Raw genomic sequence first — 18,412 nt, 5'->3', positions numbered from 1 at the left:
CCATCTAGCACCTACTCCCCTGCTACCCGCCCCGCCGGCCTCCCCGCCTTCCCCTTGCTCAGCCGCCTCGCCGTTTGCTTCTGCAGCGCGGCCATGAACTCGGGGCCGCCCAGAGCCCAGCCTTTGAAGGCGGAGTCGGTCAGGGTCTCTTGCTGTTGCTGCGTCAGGCCTTCAGCGACGAGGCGGGTGTAGGCGGCTTCGCGGGCGAATGGGGTGTTGCCCAGGGCCCAGTAGAGGGCGTGAGGGGTGACGAGACGGTCGGCGCGCTGGCCGATGTAGTGGGTGTGGCTGGACCAGGGGTAGTCCGCGGCCTGGGCCACGAGGCCGGCGCGCACGGGGTTGAGGTCGATGTAGGCCATACAGGGCAGCAGGTGGCGTTCGGCCTCGATCACGGTGGCGCGGTAGCGCCCTTCCCACAGCGTGCCGCTGCGGCCATGGCGGTCGTTGAACCAGCGCACGTAACGGCGGCCCACGGCCTGCATCATCTTGGGCAGGCCCTCGGCCGTGGCGGGGGTGAGCAGCAGGTGCACATGGTTGTCCATCAGCACGTAGGCGTGCAGGGCGACGCGGTGTTCACGCGCCTGCGTCTCCAGCAGTTGCAGCATCTGCCGCCGGTCCACCTCATCGCGGAAGATGGCCTGGCCGTCGTTGCCGCGCTGCACCACGTGGTGCGCATGGCCGGCGATGCTGAGGCGGGGCAGGCGTGCCATGGTGGAAGGCCTTGCTTGCGTTGGGTTTGACGCGCCGCTTCAGGCGGAGGCCGGGCTGGGGTCTGAACCCGAATCCGAGCCCGAGTCTGAGCCCGGTCCGTGGTCCGCACCTTGAACCGGGCCGAGGCGCGCGTAGCGCACCGGCAGCAGAGATTCCAGGCCGAACTCGCCCAGCATGGCGCGCAGGCGTTCGGCGGCACTGCGCTTTTTCTGGCCGGTGTAGCGCGCCAGGATCAGCTCATTCTTCATGCTGTGTTCCCAGCCCACCAGCTCGGTCACCGTCACCTGGTAGCCCATGGCTTCGAGGTAGAGGCAGCGCAGCACATTGGTGATCTGGCTGCCGAACTCGCGCGTGTGCAAGGGGTGGCGCCACAGCTCGGCCAGCGGCGTGCGCGCCAGGGCCAGGGCCTTGCCACCGCGCAGCACGCCGGCCACCTCGGCCTGGCAGCAAGGCACCAGGGCCATGAAGCGGGCCTGCTTGGCCAGGCCGAAGGCGATGGCGTCGTCGGTGGCGGTGTCGCAGGCATGCAGGGCCGTGACCACGTCGATGCGCGCGGGTAGCTCGGTCGCGCGCTCGGACTCGGCCACGCTGAGGTTGAGGAAGCGCATGCGCGCGAAGCCCAGGCGCTCGGCCAGCTCGCGCGATTTCTGCACCAGCTCGGGACGGGTCTCGATGCCGTAAATCTGCCCTGCGTCCAGGGCCTTGAAGAACAGGTCGTAAATGATGAAGCCCAGGTAGGACTTGCCCGCGCCGTGGTCGGCCAGGGTGGGTGCCGCGCCGGGCGGCAGTTCCTTCAAAAGCGCTTCGATGAACTGGAACAGGTGCAGCACCTGCTTGAGCTTGCGGCGGCTGTCCTGGTTGAGGCGGCCTTCGCGGGTGAGGATGTGCAGTTCCTTCAGCAGCTCCAGCGACTGGCCGGGCCTTAAACCTAAGTTCTGGCCCAGGTCTTCTTCCACCGAGGGCTTGACTGACATGGCGGTCTTGGCGACCTTGTCGTTTCGCGGCTGCTTTTTCATGGCGGCGTTCATGCTCACTCCCCCACGCTGCGGCGGATGTTCAACGCGGCCCAGCCCGCCGCGCCCAGGCGCTCCAGGGCTTCGATGTTGCGCTCGTAAATCATCTCTGCTTCCGGGTAGGCGGCCACCGCGCGGTCGATGCTGCTTTCGCGCAGCAGGTGCAGCACCGGGTACGGCGCGCGGTTGCTGTTGTTGCCCACGTCGTCCTCGTCGGTGTCCGCGAACTGGTAGTGGGGGTGGAAGTTGGCGATCTGCAAGGTGCCGTCCAGTTCCAGTTCTTCGAGCACGGCGTCGGCCTCGTCCAGGAAGTCGTTGAAGTCCAGAAAATCCGCGAGGCACCAGGGCGCGGCCAGCACCGTGGTGTCGCGCTGCTCCGGGTCACTCTCGGCCAGGGCCAGGAGTTCGGCGCGCACATCGTCGCGCAGCGTCTCGCCATCGCGCGCGTCGCTGACCACCCAGTGGATCTGCCCCTTCACGTGCACGCCCTTGGCGAAGGGGCAGAGGTTGAGGCCGATCACGGCCTGCTCCAGCCAGTGCCGCAAGTCGGCCTGCACGGCGACGTGGCGCGGATCGTCGGCGGGCAGCCTCATGCGCCTTGCTCCGAAGGTTGGCGCACCGATTGGTCCGATGGTCGGCTCACTTGCCGGTGCAATTGGCGCCCAATGGCCCAGGTCAGCACCAGCCCCGCGAGGGCGCAGGCGCCGGTCAAAGCCCAGGTCCAGTGCCAGCCGCCCACGCGCTGGGCCAGCCAGCCCGCCAGGGGCGGCAACAGCACCTGGCCCGCGGACGAGCCCTGCTGCATCCAGCCCACCGTGGCACCCACGGTGCGCTCGCTGGGCGCCAGGCGCACCGACAGCGCGAACAGCGTGCCGGGGATGACGCCCCCCACGGTGGAGAACAGCAGCACCGCCAGGTAGCGCGACACGCCAATGGCGGTTGCCGACTCCACGGCCAGCCAGTGCGGCCAGTCGGCGAAGGCCACGCAAGCCGACACGGCCATCACGCCAAAGCCCGTGCCCAACACGGTGCGCGCGGGCACATGGGCTTGCAGCAGACGGCCCGCGCCCACATTGCCCACGATGTTGATGAGCGCCACGCCCGCCGTGAGCAGACCGGCCCATTGCACCGAGACGCCGGCCTGCGCGTAGGCCGAGGGCAGGAAGCCCACCACCGTCAGCCACTGCGCGGCGTAGACGCCGAAGGTCAGGGCCAGCAGCCAGGGACCGAGGGCGCCCAGGGTCTGGCGCAGGCGCGCCGTCCAGTGATCCGACTTGGCGGCGTCTTGCTTGCCAGCGTGCATGGCTGTGCGCGGGGCGTCCGGCGGCAAGGCACGCGCCACCAGCGCGGCGGCCAGCAAGGCCAGCGCCGCCAAGACCCACCAGCATGCGGCCCAGCCCACGAGGCCGATGATCCAGGGTGTGACCAGCAAGGACAGCGCCGTGCCCGCGGGCATGTACATGCTCCACAGGCTGAGCGCGGCGTTCAGCCTGCCCGGCGTCGGGCCTTCGGCCCCGGCTTCCAGGCTCACGATGCGCCGGATCAGGCCCGGCCCAGGCATGGTGGCCATCAGCACGCCGCAGCCTTCCAGCGCGCGCAGCAGCAGCAAGGCCGTCGCGTCCTGGGCCAGGCCCCCGGCCGCGCTGCTGATGCCCAGCAGCACCAAGCCGACGATCATGCCGCGGCGCAGGCCCATGCCATCGGCCAGCAGGCCCGCGACCACGCCCAGCAGCATGCCCGCGAGCTGCACCAGCGCGAGCATGAAACCGGCCTGCACCAGGGTGAGGTCCAGCGCCTCGCGCAGCACGGGGATGGCGGGCGGCAGCTTGCCCACGTGCAAGGCCGCAGCCACACCCGCGACGATGACCACCCAGGCCGCGCTCGTGGTCCTGCCCGTCTTTGAAGTTTCTGTCTTCGGCATGCGCGTCATTCCCAGAGTGTGCGCCCTGTCAGGCGGCCATGTTCGCGGCTGGCGTAGCGGTCGGTCATGCCGGCGATGTAGTCGGCCACCACGCGCTGCGGGCCGTCGGCCTGGGCCGCCTTGTCGGCGTAGCCCTGCTGCATCTCTTGCGGCGCGGCGCAGTAGCAGGCGTACAGCTCCTGGATGACCTGGCGCGCCAGGGCCATGGTCCGCGTGACCTGCGGGTGGCGGTAAAGATTCTGGAACAGGAACTGCTTGAGCGCGATGGACTGCTCGCGCATGGCCGGGCTGAAGCCCAGTTGCGGCGGCAGGCGGCGCACCTCGTCGGCGCTGGCCGGACGGTTGTGGTCCAGGCGGGCCTGGGTCGCGGCGATCACGTCGTAGACCTGGGCACTGAGCATGCGCCGGATGCTTTCGTAGAGCAGGCGGCGGCCGGCGCGCGGCGCGGCCAAGTCGGGATGCTCGCGCAGCACTTCACGCCGATAGGTGTCGAACAGGGGCACGGCTTCGAGCTGCTCCAGCGTGATCAGGCCGGAGCGCACGCCGTCGTCGATGTCGTGCGCGTTGTAGGCGATCTCGTCGGCCAAGTTGCACAGCTGCGCCTCCAGGCTGGGCTGGGTGCGGTCCAGAAAACGCCGCGCCACGCCGCCGGGCTCGGCCGCTTCCAGCGCCTCGGCGTTGGCGCGCGAGCAATGCTTGAGGATGCCTTCGCGGGTTTCGAAGGTCAGGTTCAGGCCGTCGAAATCGGGGTAGCGTTCTTCCAGCGCGTCCACCACACGCAGGCTCTGCAGGTTGTGCTCGAAGCCGCCATGTTCATGCATGGCCTCGTTGAGCGCGTCTTGCCCGGTGTGGCCAAAGGGCGTGTGGCCCAGGTCGTGCGCCAGCGCGATGGCTTCCACCAGGTCTTCGTTCAAGGCCAGGGCGCGGGCGATGGAACGGCCGAGCTGGGCGACTTCCAGCGAGTGCGTCATGCGCGTGCGGAACAGGTCGCCCTCGTGGTTGAGGAAGACCTGGGTCTTGTAGACCAGGCGGCGAAAGGCCGTGGAGTGGACGATGCGGTCGCGGTCGCGCTGGTGTTCGTTGCGCGTGGGCGCGGGGGCCTGCGGGTGGCGTCGGCCCCGGCTGCGCGCGGGGTCGCTGGCCCACGCGGCGAGGGTGTGCGTCATGGTGGTGCCGGGTTCCGTTCCAACCGCCACTGCAGCCGACATTCAGACCGCCGCGCAGGCATCGATCACCTCGCGCACCAAGGCGTCGGGCGCGCCACGCAAGCCGGCCTGGCCGGGGCGCTCGATGACCACGAACTTGATTTCCCCCGCCTCGGCCTTCTTGTCCAAGCGCATCAGGTCCAGGTAACGCCCCGCGTTGTCGTTCTTGTCCAGCACCGGGGCCACGACGGGCAGGCCGGCGCGTTCGATCAGGCGCTTCAGGCGCGCCACGAAGTCCGCGTCCACCAGGCCCAGGCGCTGCGAGAGCGTGGCGGCCAGCACCATGCCGCAGCCCACGGCCTCGCCGTGCAGCCAGGCGCCGTAGCCCAGCCCCGCCTCGATGGCGTGGCCGAAGGTGTGGCCGAAGTTGAGGATGGCGCGCAGACCGTTTTCGCGTTCGTCCTGGCCCACCACCTCGGCCTTGATCTCGCAGCTGCGGCGCACGGCATGCGCCAGGGCCGCGGTGTCGAGCGCGCGCAGCGCGTCCATGTGCTGCTCCAGCCAGTCCAGCAGGGCCATGTCAAAGATGGGGCCGTACTTGATGACTTCGGCCAGGCCGGCGCTGAGTTCGCGCGCGGGCAGGGTCTTGAGCAGGTCCAGGTCGCAGACCACGCGCCGCGGCTGGTAGAAGGCGCCGATCATGTTCTTGCCCTGCGGGTGGTTGATCGCCGTCTTGCCGCCCACCGAGGAATCCACCTGCGCCAGCAGGGTCGTGGGCACCTGCACAAAGGGCACGCCGCGCATGTAGCAGGCGGCGGCGAAACCCGTCATGTCGCCCACCACGCCACCACCCAGCGCGTAGAGCACGGTCTTGCGGTCCGCGCCCTGGCTCAGCAGCGCGTCGAAGATCAGGTTCAGGGTTGGCCAGTCCTTGTGCGCCTCGCCGTCGGGCAGTTCCAGCACCTGCACCTGCGCGTGGTGCGCCTGCAGGGCCTGCTTGAGCGTCTGGGCGTACAGGGGCGCTACCGTCGTGTTGCTGACGATCAGCGCCTGCGCGGCCTTGGGCAGACCCGCGAAGCTGGCCGACCAGGACAGCAGGCCGCTGCCGATGAAGATGGGGTAGCTGCGGTCGGCCCCGGATTCGCGCAGCTCGATGCGCACCTGCTGCGGCGAGGCCCCGTCACCCTCGGCGGCCGGCGCGGCCCCGTCCCGAAAACCCGAGGACTCGGACAGGTCGTAGGACACGGGCCGGATGGACGCGGGCACCGTCACCGGCGCCGATGGAGAGATGGAAGACATCCCGCTAGTTTACGTGGGGCCGCCCGCACAGCCGCGTCCCCGGCGTGGCGGCAGGCTGGCGTCAGCGCCGCAGGCGCAGCTCGCTGGGCAGGGGGCCGAGATGCGCAGCACGTCGTCGGCGAGCCATCGGGCCGACCGGCGTGCACGCTCCGCCACGCGCGGCAAAGGCAGTTGCAGGTAGTCGTCGTTGAAGACTTCGAAGCTGTAGTCGCCGCCATACCCCAGGGCGTCCAGCTTGAGCACGAGTTGCACCAACTCATCGCTGTGCACGCCCTCGCCCGGAAACACGCGGAAGGTGCGCGCCGTGGTCATGCGCTCCTCGAAGGTCCGGGTTTCCTGCCACATGAAGTCGGCCAGTTGGACCAGGAAGATCTTGTCTGCTTGCAGCTCATCCATCGCTTCCAGCGGCGTGCCGGCGGCGACGATGTGGAAGGAATCGATGCCCAGGCCCAGATTGGGACAGTCGGCGCGCTGTACCACGTCCCAGGCGGTGGTGAACTGGTTGACCACGCGGCCCCAGGACAGGGCCTCGTAGGCGATGCGGATGCCAAAAGGCAGGGCCAGCATGGCGAGCTTGCGCAGGTCGCGCGCGATGTGGTCCAGGTCCTCGCTGGCATGGCGGGAGGTGGACGAGCAGGCCAGCAGCACGTCACACCTCAGCGCCGCGCACATCTCGATCATGCTCTTGGCAATGTCAACCTTGTAATCGTGCAGATGGCCCGACAAGCCCTCGAAATCGCGCAGCACCTGGAAGCCCGTGCCACGCAGGCCGCTGCGCTGGACGGCCCGCACCGCCGCCTGCCAGCCCTGCGGGTGGCCCACCAGGTCACCGGCCTTGAGCATGACCTGGGCGAAGCCGGCTTCAGCCATGGCCTCCAGCTTGGCTTCCAGCGGGCCGGCCAGGGTGATGGTGTCCATGCCCAGGGCACGGATGACCGGGTCAGGAGCCTGGCTGGCGCAACCCGGCACGGCGCTCATCGGCCCGGCCCCTCGGGTCGCGCGCTATGCACCAGCTCGAACACGACCGAACCCAGGTAGGTCTTGGTGAGCGCGCCACGCTGCCCGGGCTGCACCACACCGGTTTCGATGAACTCCACGCCCCGCGCGCGCAGCGCTTGGACGGCGGCCATGACGTCGGGCACACCCAGTCCGATGCGCTGCAGGCGTTCACCGTTGTCCAACAGACCCAGATCCGGCTCGGGTTCGATCAGTTGCAGCACGAACTGCCCGCCCGTCTCCAGCGCCGGAACACGCAGCAACTTGCCCTTGGGCATGATGCCGAAGCGTCGCTCGTCGGGCAGGGGCTCCGCGCCGAACAGCTCGCCGTAGTACTCGGTCCAATCGTGGCTGCGCCCGGGGCCGATGTACTGCACCACGCCGAAAAAGTGCAGGCCCGCGGTGGCCGGCGGGTGCGGGTCCGCGCCCGGCACGGGCACGAAATCCACGTCGTAGATGCTGAAGTCGCGGTAACGGTCCACGAAGTGGATGCGGCTGCCACCGGGGCCGTGGATGGCGGGCAGGTGCAACTCCATCACTTCGGCGCGGGGAGGCACCTCCCAGGCACCGCGCGCGAGCACAAAGTGCCAGGCGGCACGGGCATCACGCACCCGCAAGGCCATGGCCGAGAGGGCCGGCGCGTCGCCGGCCCGGGCCTCGGCGCCATGGGCGTTGACCACCACGTTCAGATCGCCCTGGCGATAGAGCAGCACCTCGCGCGAGCGGTGTCGCGCGACCAGGCAAAAGCCCATCATCTCCAGCACCTGTCCCAGGGCCTGAGGGCGGGGCGTGGCGTATTCGATGAACTCCAGCCCATCCAGACCGATGGGGTTGCGCGCCTCGCCGCGCAGCGCCTGCGTGGGCTCGCGTCCAAGCCCGGGTTCGAGGGCAGAACCCAGGGTCTGAGGCGCGAACGCGCTCAGCGCACTCATGCCACGGGCTCCGCGGGTTCGTCCGCCAGGTTGCGCAGGCGGTCCCCATCGGTGGTCGGCAGGCCGAAGAACTCCAGGTAGGCCGGTATCTGTTCGTACAGCATGTCGGCCCCGAACTGGATGGTGCAGCCGCGCGCGCGCGCGGCCCGCAGCAAGGGGGTCAGGGTGGTTTTCATCACCACCTCACCCACGAAAGTCCCGGGCACCAGGCGGTCGACATCCAGGGGCAGCGGGTCTTGCGGGTCCATGCCCAGGGGCGTGGCGTTGACCACGATCCCGTGGCCGAGGGGGTCCTTGTTGCCGGTCACGATGTCCAGGTGCGGGAAATGGGTGAGCAAACGCTGGGCCAGCGCCTCGGCCTGTTCCGATCGCGGGTCGAACAGCGCCAGCCTGGCCACGCCCGCGCCGGCCAGGGCGGCGGCGATGGCGCACCCCACGCCACCACACCCCACCACCAAGGCACTGTTGCCCTGCAAGCGGGCGCCCAGGCGCAAGGCAGCGCGCACGAAACCATCGCCGTCGAACAGATCCCCAATCACACGACCATCGGCGCGGCGGCGCACGGCATTGCAGGCACCGGCCACCTGGACGGCGATGCTGGCTTCGTCCAGCAGCGCCACGGTGGCGACCTTGTGCGGCATGGTGATCAGCACGCCACGCAGGTTCTGCAAGGCAAGCAGGCTGCGCATCAGCGCGGCGAACTCCGCCGGTGGACAGCCCATCGGCACCAGCAGCGCATTGATGCCTGAGGCCGCGAAATAAGGGTTGTAGATGCTGGGCGCCTTGACCCCCTGGATCGGGTAACCCAGCAGAGGCAGGATTTCGGTGTGACCGTTGATATGCATGGCTTAACCTCGATCAGGTGCAGGGATTGCGCTGGGGTCGGTGGACACTCAGGCCAGCACCGCCCCCTGGTCCAGCAGCAGGCGCCGCAAGGGCCCGGCCTCGACCGCGCGGACCTCACCGTCCGCCGCGCAGGCCAGGGCCGCGGCCACGCCCGCAGCCTGCCCCACGGCCATGGAGATGGTCATGACCCGGATGGCGGCCAGGGCTGCGTGGGTAGCCGAGATGCCGCGTCCCGCGACCAGGGTGTTGCGCAGGTCCCGCGGCAGCAGGCTGCGGTAGGGAATCTGGTAGGCATGGTCGGGCCCCAGTGGGGTATAGATCAGCTCGCCGCCAGAGGCAGGGTGGATGTCGATGGGATAGGCGCCCGCGGCAATGCCATCGTCGAAAACCGTCGGCTGGCTCAGTTCCTCGGCCGTCAGCACATGGTCGCCGTGGACCCGCCGGGTCTCCCGGATGCCCACCTGGGTGGCGAAAGCCTGAAGCCGGCCGGCCTCGCAACCAGGCACGGCACGGCGCAGGTAGCCCGCGGCCCGCCAGGCTTGGCGGCGCCCTTCGATTTCCGCGCGGCTGAGCGCGGTCACGTCCGTGGCGTCGATGCCCAGGCGACTGATGTTGAACCAGGCGTCGGAGGAATAGGGGTCACGCGCGGCGTGCAGCGCGGCGCGGGCCAGTTCGCCGTCTTCGTATCCGCGCCGGGCCAGGGTCTTCAGGTCGGCCGGACCCAGGGCGTCGAAGCGGGCGTAGTCGATGGGACCGAAACGGAACATCATGGTGGCGGGCTGCAGTTGGTCGCCCTCCTCCAAATCCAGGAACCGCGCGCCAGCGCGGTGCAGCACGTCGATGTCCCCCGTGGTGTCGACAAGCACCCGGGGGCGCAGGCTCAGCACGCCGCTCTTGGTCAGCACGCGCACGGTGTGGAGGCGTCCGTCAGTGACTTCGACGTCCAGCACGTTGGCGTGCAGCAGCGGCTGCACGCCAGCCTCCAGGATCAGGTCGTCCAGCACCAGCTTGAGCACCTCGGGGGCGTACTCGATGCGGTCCATCGTGTGGCCCGTGGACATGACGAAGACCTGGTGCTCGCCCGCCGCGCCATAGGCCCGCAGGCGCTCCACCACCTCGCGGGCCAGGCCGGCGATCACCGGGCGGCCACTGCTCGTCTGCCAGCTGTTGAACTGGGCGACCGCGCCGCCGGTGGCGTTGCCGCCCAGGAACCCATAGCGCTCGACCAACAGAACCTGTGCGCCCTGCCGCGCCGCCGCGACGGCCGCCATGGCACCGGCCAGGCCACCGCCACAGACCAGGACATCGGGCGTCAGTTCCAGCGAAGCCGAGGCGGTCTTCGTGGTGGACGGGGCGCGGGAGCCCACCGCCGGTCCCCTTTGTCCTTCTTGTCCTTCTTGCTTTGGCATCGGGGTCCCGCTCATTCCGCCTTGATGCCGCGCGCCTGGATCACCGAGGCGTAGCGGTTCATTTCGGCGAGCATGAATTTGGTGGTTTCCGCGCGGCTCTGGATGACCGGCACGACACCGATCGCGGCGAACTTGCCGCGCACCGTTTGAGATTTCAATGCCTGGGCCAGTTGCGACTCCAATCGCGCCAGGCCCGCGGCCGGAATCGATCCTTTGGGCGCGAACAAGGCCGCCCACCCCTGGACTTCCAGGCTGGGATAGTTCAAGGCCCGGAAGGTCGGGACGCCAGGCAACTCGGGCGCCGGCTCGGGAGACGACACCGCGATGGCACGCAGGCGGCCCGAGCGGATGTGCGCCAGGACACTGGGCAGATTCAGGAACCCCAGCGACACCAGGTCACCCAGCAGGTCGGGCAGCAGCGCGCTTTCCCCTTTGTAGGGAACGGTCGTCAGCGAGATGCCGGTCTGGCTCGCGAAGATTTCGGAGGCGATGTGCGCCAACGTGCCGTTGCCGCTGTTGCCCGCCGTCAGATACCCTGGCTTGGCCCGCGCCTCGCGCACCACGTCGTCGATCGACTTGATCGACGACGCCGCGGGAACCACCAGCACCAGCGGCTGCGCCGACACCATGCCCACGACATCGAAGTCCCCGGCCACGTCATAGCCGATATTGGGCCGCAGGACCGGGTTGATCACCATGCTGTTGCTGCCCATCAGCAGCGTGTGGCCGTCGTTGCTCTTGGCTGCGGCGGTGACGCCGATGGCACTGCCCGCGCCCGGCCGGTTCTCGACGATCACGGACTGGCCCAAGGCGGGACTCAGGATCTCCGCCAGCACGCGCGCGGAGCTGTCGGCACCGCCGCCCGGGGCGAAGGGCACGATGATGCGAACGGTGCGGCTGGGCCAGACCGGCGTCGCCGCCAAGGCCGCCGACAGGGGCGATGCGGCGACGGCCCAGGCACCCGCGGTGCCCAGGAGGGTGCGGCGGCTGAGGGCATGGCCTTGGGCGTGCAGGGTCGATCGGGATGCAGTTTTCATGAGGAAAGTCTCCTGGTGCTGAAAAAGAAACGGCTCGCGGCGATGTCCATGACCGTCACGGATCCGCTGCACGCATCCTAGGCAGACCAGGTCTAACAATCCAATACAAATACAGTCATAGAAAATAACGTTGTGTTATTCGATGAACGCACCCGAACGGAAACCCGGCGATGAACCTGCGACAGATTGAAGTATTCCGCGCCACGATGCTGGCGGGTTCGACCACGGACGCGGCCCGACTGCTGCACGTGTCCCAGCCCGGCATCAGCCGGATGATCAGCCACATCGAGCTGCAGCTGGGCGTGCAACTGTTCGAACGCGGCAAGGGCCGCCTGCGGCCGACCCCCGAAGCACATGCCCTGCACGCCGAGATCGAGCAGGTCTACCACGGGGTCAAGCGCATCGAGGCACGGGCCCAGGCGCTGCGCCATGGAGGCGGCCAGACGCTCAAGGTTCTCGCCAGCCCGAGCCTGCTGCTCGAGGTGGTTCCCCGCACCATCGCCACGCTGGCCGCCGACTACCCCGAAGCGAAGATCTACGTCGAGTCCCAGTTGGTGCGCGATATGACCCGGCTGTTGTCCACCGGCGAGGCCGACGTGGGCATCAGCACCTTGCCGGTGGACCACGCGCCCCTGCTGGCAAAGGACATCGGCGGCTGGACCCTGAGTTGCGTGTTCCTCAAGGGGCATCATTTCGAGCAGCAGGCCTCGGTGTCCCTGTCCGAGATATGGAAGGAGCATCTGATCGCCTTCAGCGCCGACACCCCGCAAGGCCGGTTTCTCGCGCAATCGTCGGCCCAAGCCGCGCGAGGCACCCGTCCGCAGATCGAGGTGCGTTCCGGGCAGTTGGCCTGTGCCCTGGTCGCGGCCGGCGGCGGCATCGCCATCGTGGACAGCCTCACCGCCCGCGCCTGGCCGGGGGATCAACTGTCATTTCGTCCCATCAAGCGGGCGCCGGCCTACCGGGTGCATGCCATCCGCAACCCCAACTTTCCGGGATCGGCGATCGAGCAGGAATTTGTCGAACGCATCCGCAAGCATCTGGGCACGCATTCGACCGCGCGCGCCGCGACCCTGACGAAATGAATCCGTCCCGCGAGGAACGGGCGCCACGCGGTTCGCGCGCGCACAGCCGGGATCAACTGGGGCGTGAGGTGGTGGTCAGGCCTTCGACCTGGATGCCGGCCAGTTCCAACTGGGTCACGATGATATTGGCCAGACTGCTGACCGATGGCCGACCCGTCTCGACCACGAAATGCGCGGTCTCGCGGTACAGCGGGTCGCGCTGGACGTAGAGGTCACGCAGGCGCTGCAGTGGATCACTGGTCTGCAGCAGCGGCCGGTGGGTGTCGCGTTTGAGGCGACGCATCAGTTCTTCCGGCGTGGTGCGCAGGTAGATGGCGTGGCTGCACGAGCGCAGCTGCTGGCGATTGGCCTCGCGCAGCACCGCGCCACCGCCGGTGGAAAGCACCCCGCCGGGCCCGTCCGGCGCGCTGCCTTGCAGGCACAGACTGGCGATGGTGTCGGCCTCGATCTCGCGGAAGCGGTCCTCGCCCTCGCGCTCGAAGAACTCGCGGATCGAGCAGCCGATGCGCTGCTCGATCACATGGTCGGAATCATGGAACGGCAGATGCAGGCGGCGCGCCAGATGGCGCCCCACGGTGGATTTGCCCGAACCGGGCATGCCGACGAAGCTGAGGAACAAGGGGGCCGGATTCAAGACAGAACAGGGAAAACGGGAGTCAGCGCGTGGAAAGGAGGGAGTCCGTCAAGGCCTTGGGGGTGATGAACACCAGCATCTCCCGCTTTTCAGAGCGCATCTCCCGGGCGCGAAACAGCGCGCCCAGGCCGGGCAAATCCCCCAGGAAGGGGATCTTGGTCACGGTTTCGCGCTCTTCCTGCGTGTAAATGCCGCCGATGACGACCGTGCCGCCATTCTCCACCAGAACCTGGGTCTTCACGTGCTTGGTGTCGATGGCGAAGCCGGCCTGGGTGTCCTGGCCCACCGAATCCTTGCTCACGTCCACCTCCAGGATCACATTGCCCTCGGGCGTGATCTGCGGCGTGACTTCGAGCATCAGGTTGGCCTTGCGGAACGAAATGGAAGTCGCGCCACTGGAGGTGGACACTTGGTAGGGCAGCTCGGTGCCCTGCTCAATCAAAGCCTTCACCTTGTCGGCCGTGACCACCCGCGGGCTGGAAACCACCTTACCCTTGCCGTCCGCCTCGAGCGCGGAGATTTCGAGATTGAGGAAACGCGCCGCGCTCTCGCCAAAAATGGACACCGCAAACACCCCGGCAGGCTGGCCACCCAGACCGGGCGAAGGCAGATTGACGAAAGAGCCGCCACCAGCGCCGGCCGCCGTGGCGCTGTAACTGCCGCCCAAACCAAGCCCGGAGCCGCCACCGGGTGCACGACCACCCGCACCTCCCAGGCGCGCACCCAGGGAGCGGCTGAAGGTGTCGGAGGCTTCGACGATGCGCGCCTCGATCAGCACCTGCCGTACCGGTACGTCGATCTTCACGATCAACGCCTGCACGGCCTCCAGCCGCGTCGCGATGTCGGTCACGAAGAGCTGGTTGGTGCGCGCCTCGGCAATCGCACTGCCACGCGGCCCCAGGATGCGCGCGGCGACCACGGCACCGGCCGAACCGCCCACGGCGCCCGCGCCACCAAGTTGCTGGGCCACGTCGGCAGCCTTGGCGTAATTGAGCTGGAAGCTGCGGGTGCGCAGGGGCTCCAGCACTTCCTGCGCGGCGCGTGCCTCGCTCTCCTGTCGCTCGCGGGCCACGATCTCCTGCCGGGGTGCGATCCACAGCACATTGCCCTGGCGGCGCTGGTCCAAGCCCTTGGTCTGGAGCAGGATGTCCAGCGCTTGGTCCCAGGGCACGTCGCGCAGGCGCAAGGTGACGTTGCCGACGACCTTGTCGGAGGTCACGACGTTGAAGCCACTGAAATCGGCGATCACCTGCAACAGGGCGCGGATGTCGATGTTCTGGAAATTGAGCGTCAATTTCTGCCCGCTGTAGCGGGGACGCGCCACCGGTTCGTCGGGCGAGGCCGTTCGGGGCACGAACTCCACCACGAACTGGGTGTCGTTCTGGTGGGCGCTGTACTCCCAGGAGCCATCGGCCTCGATGCGCAGACGCACCCGCTGTCCCACCTGCTGCGCCACCACGGACCGCAGCGGCGTGCCCAGGCCGCTGACATCGCGCTCGCCCTGCAGCCGCTCGGGCAGGCGCGTGCCCGGGAATTCCACCGTGAGCGCCCCACCGCTGGCGCGGATGTCCGCGCCCACCTCGCTGCTGGGCAGGGCCACGATGACCCGGCCTGACCCGTCCGCGCCACGGCGCACGTCCAGGGCCTGGATCGCCTCCACCGGGCGCGCTCCGGCCCAGGTCACCTCGGCATCCGCGCCCGCCGCCTCGGGCGTGACCGTCTCAACCCGCGTGCCCGGCAGGGGACTGAGAACGATGCGCAAGGCGTCCGCTTGCAGTTCGGTCCGGTAGCCGGTTGCCAGTCGCAGGTTGAGCAAAACGCGCGTGTGTTGCCCCATGGGAACCAGTTGAACGGAACGCAGATTGCCTTGCTGGATGTCCACGGTCGCGTGCTCGAAGGCCGGGTCCACGTTGTCCAGGTCAAAGGCAATGCGGGCAGGTGCGTGGGTGAGCAAGCCCGCCGGCGCCGACACCAAAGGCATGGACAGCCCGATGCGCAGCACTTCCAACCCCTGCTCAACCGCCCCGGTCACCGACAGAATGCGCGCGCGGCCCACCGGCTCGGTGCCTTGCGCCCCCGGCGCAACCGTCCGCGCCTGTGCGTCTTCCAGTGCCATGGCGCGCGCCGACGGCAGGCCACCCGCGCACAAACCGGCCAGAGCCAGGCAAACCCAGCGAACCAGGACAGGCAGCGTGACAGACAAGGAGGGTTTCATGGTTCAGCGCCCTTGCATGGGTAGGGTGAGGACGCGGGCCAAGGGCTCGCCCTGCGGACCCCGCAGCGCTTCGCGCAGCGTGATGCCGTCTTCCGAAATGCGCAGCACCCGGGCTCGGTTCGAGCCCAGGACCGCGCCCACCGGCACTTGGTAGACCTGCAGATCGGCTTGCACCAGCGCCACCACCTGATCCCCCTGGCGCAAACTGCCCACCATGCGCAGGGACGACAGTGGGCGCGCCTCCAGTGGCTGGTCCGTGCGCGCAGCCGCCTGCTGTTGCAGGGGCTGCGACCCCGAAAGTCGCCGTGGGTCAAAGGGGTCCTCCGCCTCGACACGTCCAGCGGTCCCCGCGATGGATTCAACCCCGGCGACGGCCGGGGTGGGGGCGGCCGTGACCGCAGTGCCCGCGTCGTATTGCCGCCGCTGCTCAGCCATCCACGCGCGCAAGGCGGATTCATCGGCTGGCTCACAGCCGGCCAGGAGCAGGATGAGCAACGCACCCAATCGCGCGCCGCCCAGCCCCCCATGTGGCGCCAGCGACATGCACCGCCCTCGGTTCTTGGGCACCATCACCGACGCTCCGAGGTCGTCGAGAAACGCACACCCGCGGTCACCCGCTCGTGCGCTTCGCGCGCCCGGCAGGCCCGGGCCGTCACCTCCAGTGCCAGCAGGCCGCCGACTTCGAACCCAGCGCCGCCGGTGCGCGGAACGAGCGTCAAGCGATCGACCGTGACCACCGGGGTCAGCGTCGCCAGACCAGCGACAAAAGCGCCGAGGGCCTGGTAGGTCCCGACAGCGCGCAGCGTGAACGGCAGTTCCAGATGGTGTGGGCGCGTCACGGGCGCACCCGGTCGGAACAACTCGAAGCGCAGCCCTGGGTTCTGCCCGACCCGATGGATGTCCCGAAGCAAGGTTTCCGTCCAGGCCTGCGCCTGGTCGGGAATACTCGCTCCAGCTTGCGGGGACCACAAGGCACCGAGCAGCGTCACCCGGCGCTCGCGCAACGCGTCCATGGCCTGAATCTGCGCGAGCCGGCTCCGATAGTCGTCGCGTGCTTGCTGCGCCTGCGCCCCCAGCGGTTGCAGCATGTGCATCTCGCTTTGCAGGCCCAGTCGCCCGAGGACCAGCACCGGCAAGACGGCGATCAGCACCAGCACCCCGCCACGCGCCAGCCAGGGCCAGTCCTGCGGCGCAGACCAGGACAGAGAGGCAGCCCTCATGGCACGGACTCCCCGTCCGGCGCCAGCACCAGACGCACACGCACGGTGAATTGCGTGGTTCGCACAGGCGTGGCGGCGTCCTCCGGCATCGCCTCGGTACTCGTGATGACCGACCCCGTCGCCGGTGCCTGTGCCTGTGCAGCCGTGAACTCGACCAGCTCAGGCTGGTGGAATCCGGATTGGGGCGAGGCGAGGTGACGCAGCAGACCGGACAGCGCCTGCTCTGACCGTGCCACACCGCGCAAGGTCACCAGCACCCCCTCCTGGGTCAGGCTTCTGAGATGGACCCCCTCCGGCAGCGCGCGCGGCAGCAGGGCCAACAGGCGCGCCGAACGGTCACGGCTGGCCTGCAATCCGGCCCAGGCCTCGATTTCCGCCCGCAGCACGGTCATGCCCTGGAGACGGGTGTCGAGCTGGCTGATCTCGCGCATCAACGTGGCGTTGAGCGCGCGCTGCGCGGCCATGCGCTCGCGCCCGTACAGATACAGCACGCCAGCCACGCCCACACCCAAGGTCAGGGCCACGAGCGCAGCCCGCCTGAAGGCCCCACGCGGCCCTTGGCCCGCCTCGCGCGGATGCGGCAGCAGATTGATCGCGAGTGTCATGGCTGGAACCTTCTCAGGGCCAGACCACAGGCCGGCAGATAAGCCGACGCAGCGCCCGTTGCCGGCGCGGTCGATGCGGCTCCTCGGGTTCCGTGCGCGATGCGCCAGGGTGGAGCGCGCCGGTGCGCCATGCCCTCGAAGGGATTCGCCACGCGGCAGGGACAGCCCAGCAAGCCGGCCAGGGCCGTGGCCAATCCCGTGCCGTTGTTCACCTCACCCGTCAGCCAGATGGCTTCGATGCGCGCTCCCGTGTCGCTTGCAAGTGCGCTGGACCAGGCAAGCGCAAGACCCGTGGCCACCTCAAGCGCGGGATCGGTTTCGCCAGGCAGCGCGGGGGCGACAGGGCTCCACGCGCACTCGTTGTCGTGCAGAACCTCGTCACCGCGCGACAACCGCCAGGCGATGCGGTCCGCACGCAGATCGAGCACGGCGAAGGTCGGTTCCACGCACCTGCCCACGCGGGCCCGCGGACACACGGCCAACAGTTGCCGGACGGCGCGACGCGCAGCGAATTCGGCCACGTCCACGACCACGGGCTTCAGGCCGACCGCCTCGGCCAGGGCCTGCAGGTCACGCACGCGCTCGCGGCGGGCGGCCACCAGCAACAAGTCCATGGGGGCCGCGCGCAGCGCGTCCTGCGGCGACCGCCGCACGGGCGGCGCCTCGATCGCGGCCGCTCCGGGCCCCAGCACGGCATAGTCGAGGTACACCTCCTGCAGGGAAAAGGGGAGGATCTGCTCGGCCTCCGACCGCAGTCGATCCCACAGGCCTTCGGAGGTCAGCGCCCGAGGCAGGGTGATGCGCCGCGTGATGACGGCCGCCTCGGGCAGGGCCATGGCCACCTTGATGGCGCGCACGCGGGTCCGACGCAACAGACCCGACACGGCTTGGGCGATGGCATCGAAATGGTCGATGCGGCCCTCGACCATCCAACCGGGTGCCATCGGCTCGCAGGCGCAGTGCTCGAGCGTTTGCCGACCTTGGCGGGTCCGGCCCAGCGCAACCACCCTGACCGCGTCGGCCTGAAGGTCCAGGCCGAGCAGGGGCTCGGGCTGGCGATGTGGCGACAGGAACAACATGGGGAGCCCTCCTGGTGAAACCCATCCAACGCCAGCGGTGAGGGAATGATTCCTTCATGCCTGGCAGGCGGCTGGATCGTAGCAGCCGTTTGCTCGAGCCACGGTTGGAATGCGAGGTTTCCCAAGCCCTAATTTAAAAGCTTGCACTCACATTTTTTTCACTACGGGGTCTCCAATTGTTTCCAACTCAACCCCTGGGCCTGGACGGCCAAGCATCCCCAGGGCCACTTGATTTTTATAATGGCAATTCTTCGGAAAAGATCTG

The 18,412-nt window shown here is 68.8% G+C and carries 18 protein-coding genes; 1 reads left to right on the top strand and 17 read right to left on the bottom strand.

The features are described 5' to 3' along the window. Window positions 1–11: 11 nt before the first annotated feature. The 11 genes from DW355_RS08095 to DW355_RS08045 are packed head-to-tail and all read right to left on the bottom strand — an operon-like array spanning window position 12 to window position 11,309. Window positions 12–710 (bottom strand): REP-associated tyrosine transposase, encoded by a 699-nt coding sequence (locus DW355_RS08095; RefSeq protein WP_131279113.1) that lies wholly within the window; start codon window positions 708–710, stop codon window positions 12–14. A 39-nt stretch (window positions 711–749) separates the two neighbouring features. Beyond that, window positions 750–1,685: a class I SAM-dependent methyltransferase gene (locus DW355_RS08090; protein WP_131282500.1), complete on the bottom strand. Its 936-nt coding sequence runs from the start codon at window positions 1,683–1,685 to the stop codon at window positions 750–752. 56 nt (window positions 1,686–1,741) lie between these two features. After that, the gene (locus tag DW355_RS08085; protein WP_131279111.1) at window positions 1,742–2,317 is read right to left on the bottom strand and encodes a DUF1415 domain-containing protein; all 576 of its coding nucleotides are present in this window, start codon (window positions 2,315–2,317) and stop codon (window positions 1,742–1,744) included. Then, window positions 2,314–3,645: an MFS transporter gene (locus DW355_RS08080; RefSeq protein WP_131279109.1), complete on the bottom strand. Its 1,332-nt coding sequence runs from the start codon at window positions 3,643–3,645 to the stop codon at window positions 2,314–2,316. Before DW355_RS08080 ends, DW355_RS08085 begins: the two co-directional genes overlap by 4 nt. A gap of 5 nt (window positions 3,646–3,650) precedes the next feature. After that, window positions 3,651–4,811: a deoxyguanosinetriphosphate triphosphohydrolase gene (locus DW355_RS08075; RefSeq protein WP_131279107.1), complete on the bottom strand. Its 1,161-nt coding sequence runs from the start codon at window positions 4,809–4,811 to the stop codon at window positions 3,651–3,653. Window positions 4,812–4,853: 42 nt separating this feature from the next. Beyond that, entirely contained in the window at window positions 4,854–6,089 is a 1,236-nt protein-coding gene (gene aroB, locus DW355_RS08070; protein ID WP_242671337.1) for a 3-dehydroquinate synthase, read from the bottom strand. Window positions 6,090–6,098: 9 nt separating this feature from the next. Continuing rightward, window positions 6,099–7,067, bottom strand: a complete 969-nt coding sequence (locus DW355_RS08065; RefSeq protein WP_131279105.1) for a sugar phosphate isomerase/epimerase family protein — start codon at window positions 7,065–7,067, stop codon at window positions 6,099–6,101. Then, window positions 7,064–8,017 carry a 4-hydroxyphenylpyruvate dioxygenase gene (locus DW355_RS08060; protein WP_131279103.1) on the bottom strand — a complete coding sequence of 318 codons (954 nt, stop codon included), beginning with the start codon at window positions 8,015–8,017 and terminating at the stop codon, window positions 7,064–7,066. Before DW355_RS08060 ends, DW355_RS08065 begins: the two co-directional genes overlap by 4 nt. Then, window positions 8,014–8,862, bottom strand: coding sequence for a shikimate dehydrogenase family protein (locus DW355_RS08055; protein WP_131279101.1), 849 nt, complete (start codon window positions 8,860–8,862; stop codon window positions 8,014–8,016). Before DW355_RS08055 ends, DW355_RS08060 begins: the two co-directional genes overlap by 4 nt. 48 nt (window positions 8,863–8,910) lie before the next feature. Continuing rightward, the gene (locus DW355_RS08050; RefSeq protein ID WP_242671336.1) at window positions 8,911–10,230 is read right to left on the bottom strand and encodes an FAD-dependent oxidoreductase; all 1,320 of its coding nucleotides are present in this window, start codon (window positions 10,228–10,230) and stop codon (window positions 8,911–8,913) included. A gap of 53 nt (window positions 10,231–10,283) precedes the next feature. Then, window positions 10,284–11,309, bottom strand: a complete 1,026-nt coding sequence (locus DW355_RS08045; protein ID WP_131279097.1) for a Bug family tripartite tricarboxylate transporter substrate binding protein — start codon at window positions 11,307–11,309, stop codon at window positions 10,284–10,286. A gap of 170 nt (window positions 11,310–11,479) precedes the next feature. Here DW355_RS08045 and DW355_RS08040 point away from each other — a divergent pair, with 170 nt between their 5' ends. Continuing rightward, on the top strand, window positions 11,480–12,394 hold the full coding sequence (locus DW355_RS08040) for a LysR family transcriptional regulator (protein ID WP_131279095.1): 915 nt from the start codon (window positions 11,480–11,482) through the stop codon (window positions 12,392–12,394). Between the two features lie 52 nt (window positions 12,395–12,446). On the opposite strand, the gene DW355_RS08035 is transcribed toward DW355_RS08040, so the two are convergent. The 6 genes from DW355_RS08035 to pilM are packed head-to-tail and all read right to left on the bottom strand — an operon-like array spanning window position 12,447 to window position 18,147. Further along, window positions 12,447–13,013: a shikimate kinase gene (locus DW355_RS08035; protein ID WP_131282494.1), complete on the bottom strand. Its 567-nt coding sequence runs from the start codon at window positions 13,011–13,013 to the stop codon at window positions 12,447–12,449. 37 nt (window positions 13,014–13,050) lie between these two features. Then, a complete protein-coding gene (locus tag DW355_RS18040; RefSeq protein WP_242671335.1) occupies window positions 13,051–15,243 on the bottom strand; it encodes a type IV pilus secretin PilQ in 2,193 nt (730 codons plus the stop codon). Window positions 15,244–15,246: 3 nt separating this feature from the next. Beyond that, window positions 15,247–15,786 (bottom strand): pilus assembly protein PilP, encoded by a 540-nt coding sequence (locus DW355_RS08025; RefSeq protein ID WP_165493151.1) that lies wholly within the window; start codon window positions 15,784–15,786, stop codon window positions 15,247–15,249. A 26-nt stretch (window positions 15,787–15,812) separates the two neighbouring features. After that, on the bottom strand, window positions 15,813–16,463 hold the full coding sequence (locus DW355_RS08020) for a type 4a pilus biogenesis protein PilO (protein ID WP_131279091.1): 651 nt from the start codon (window positions 16,461–16,463) through the stop codon (window positions 15,813–15,815). Next, window positions 16,460–17,068 carry a PilN domain-containing protein gene (locus tag DW355_RS08015; protein ID WP_131279089.1) on the bottom strand — a complete coding sequence of 203 codons (609 nt, stop codon included), beginning with the start codon at window positions 17,066–17,068 and terminating at the stop codon, window positions 16,460–16,462. The genes DW355_RS08020 and DW355_RS08015 overlap by 4 nt, the downstream gene beginning before the upstream one ends. Further along, the gene (gene pilM, locus DW355_RS08010) at window positions 17,065–18,147 is read right to left on the bottom strand and encodes a type IV pilus biogenesis protein PilM (protein WP_131279087.1); all 1,083 of its coding nucleotides are present in this window, start codon (window positions 18,145–18,147) and stop codon (window positions 17,065–17,067) included. Before pilM ends, DW355_RS08015 begins: the two co-directional genes overlap by 4 nt. Window positions 18,148–18,412: the final 265 nt, after the last annotated feature.

This window comes from Hylemonella gracilis, from assembly GCF_004328645.1.
GTDB classification, from domain to species: domain Bacteria; phylum Pseudomonadota; class Gammaproteobacteria; order Burkholderiales; family Burkholderiaceae_C; genus Hylemonella; species Hylemonella gracilis_B.
The sequence above is the reverse complement of the archived record's forward strand: the minus strand, read 5'-3'. Positions and strand labels throughout refer to the sequence as shown.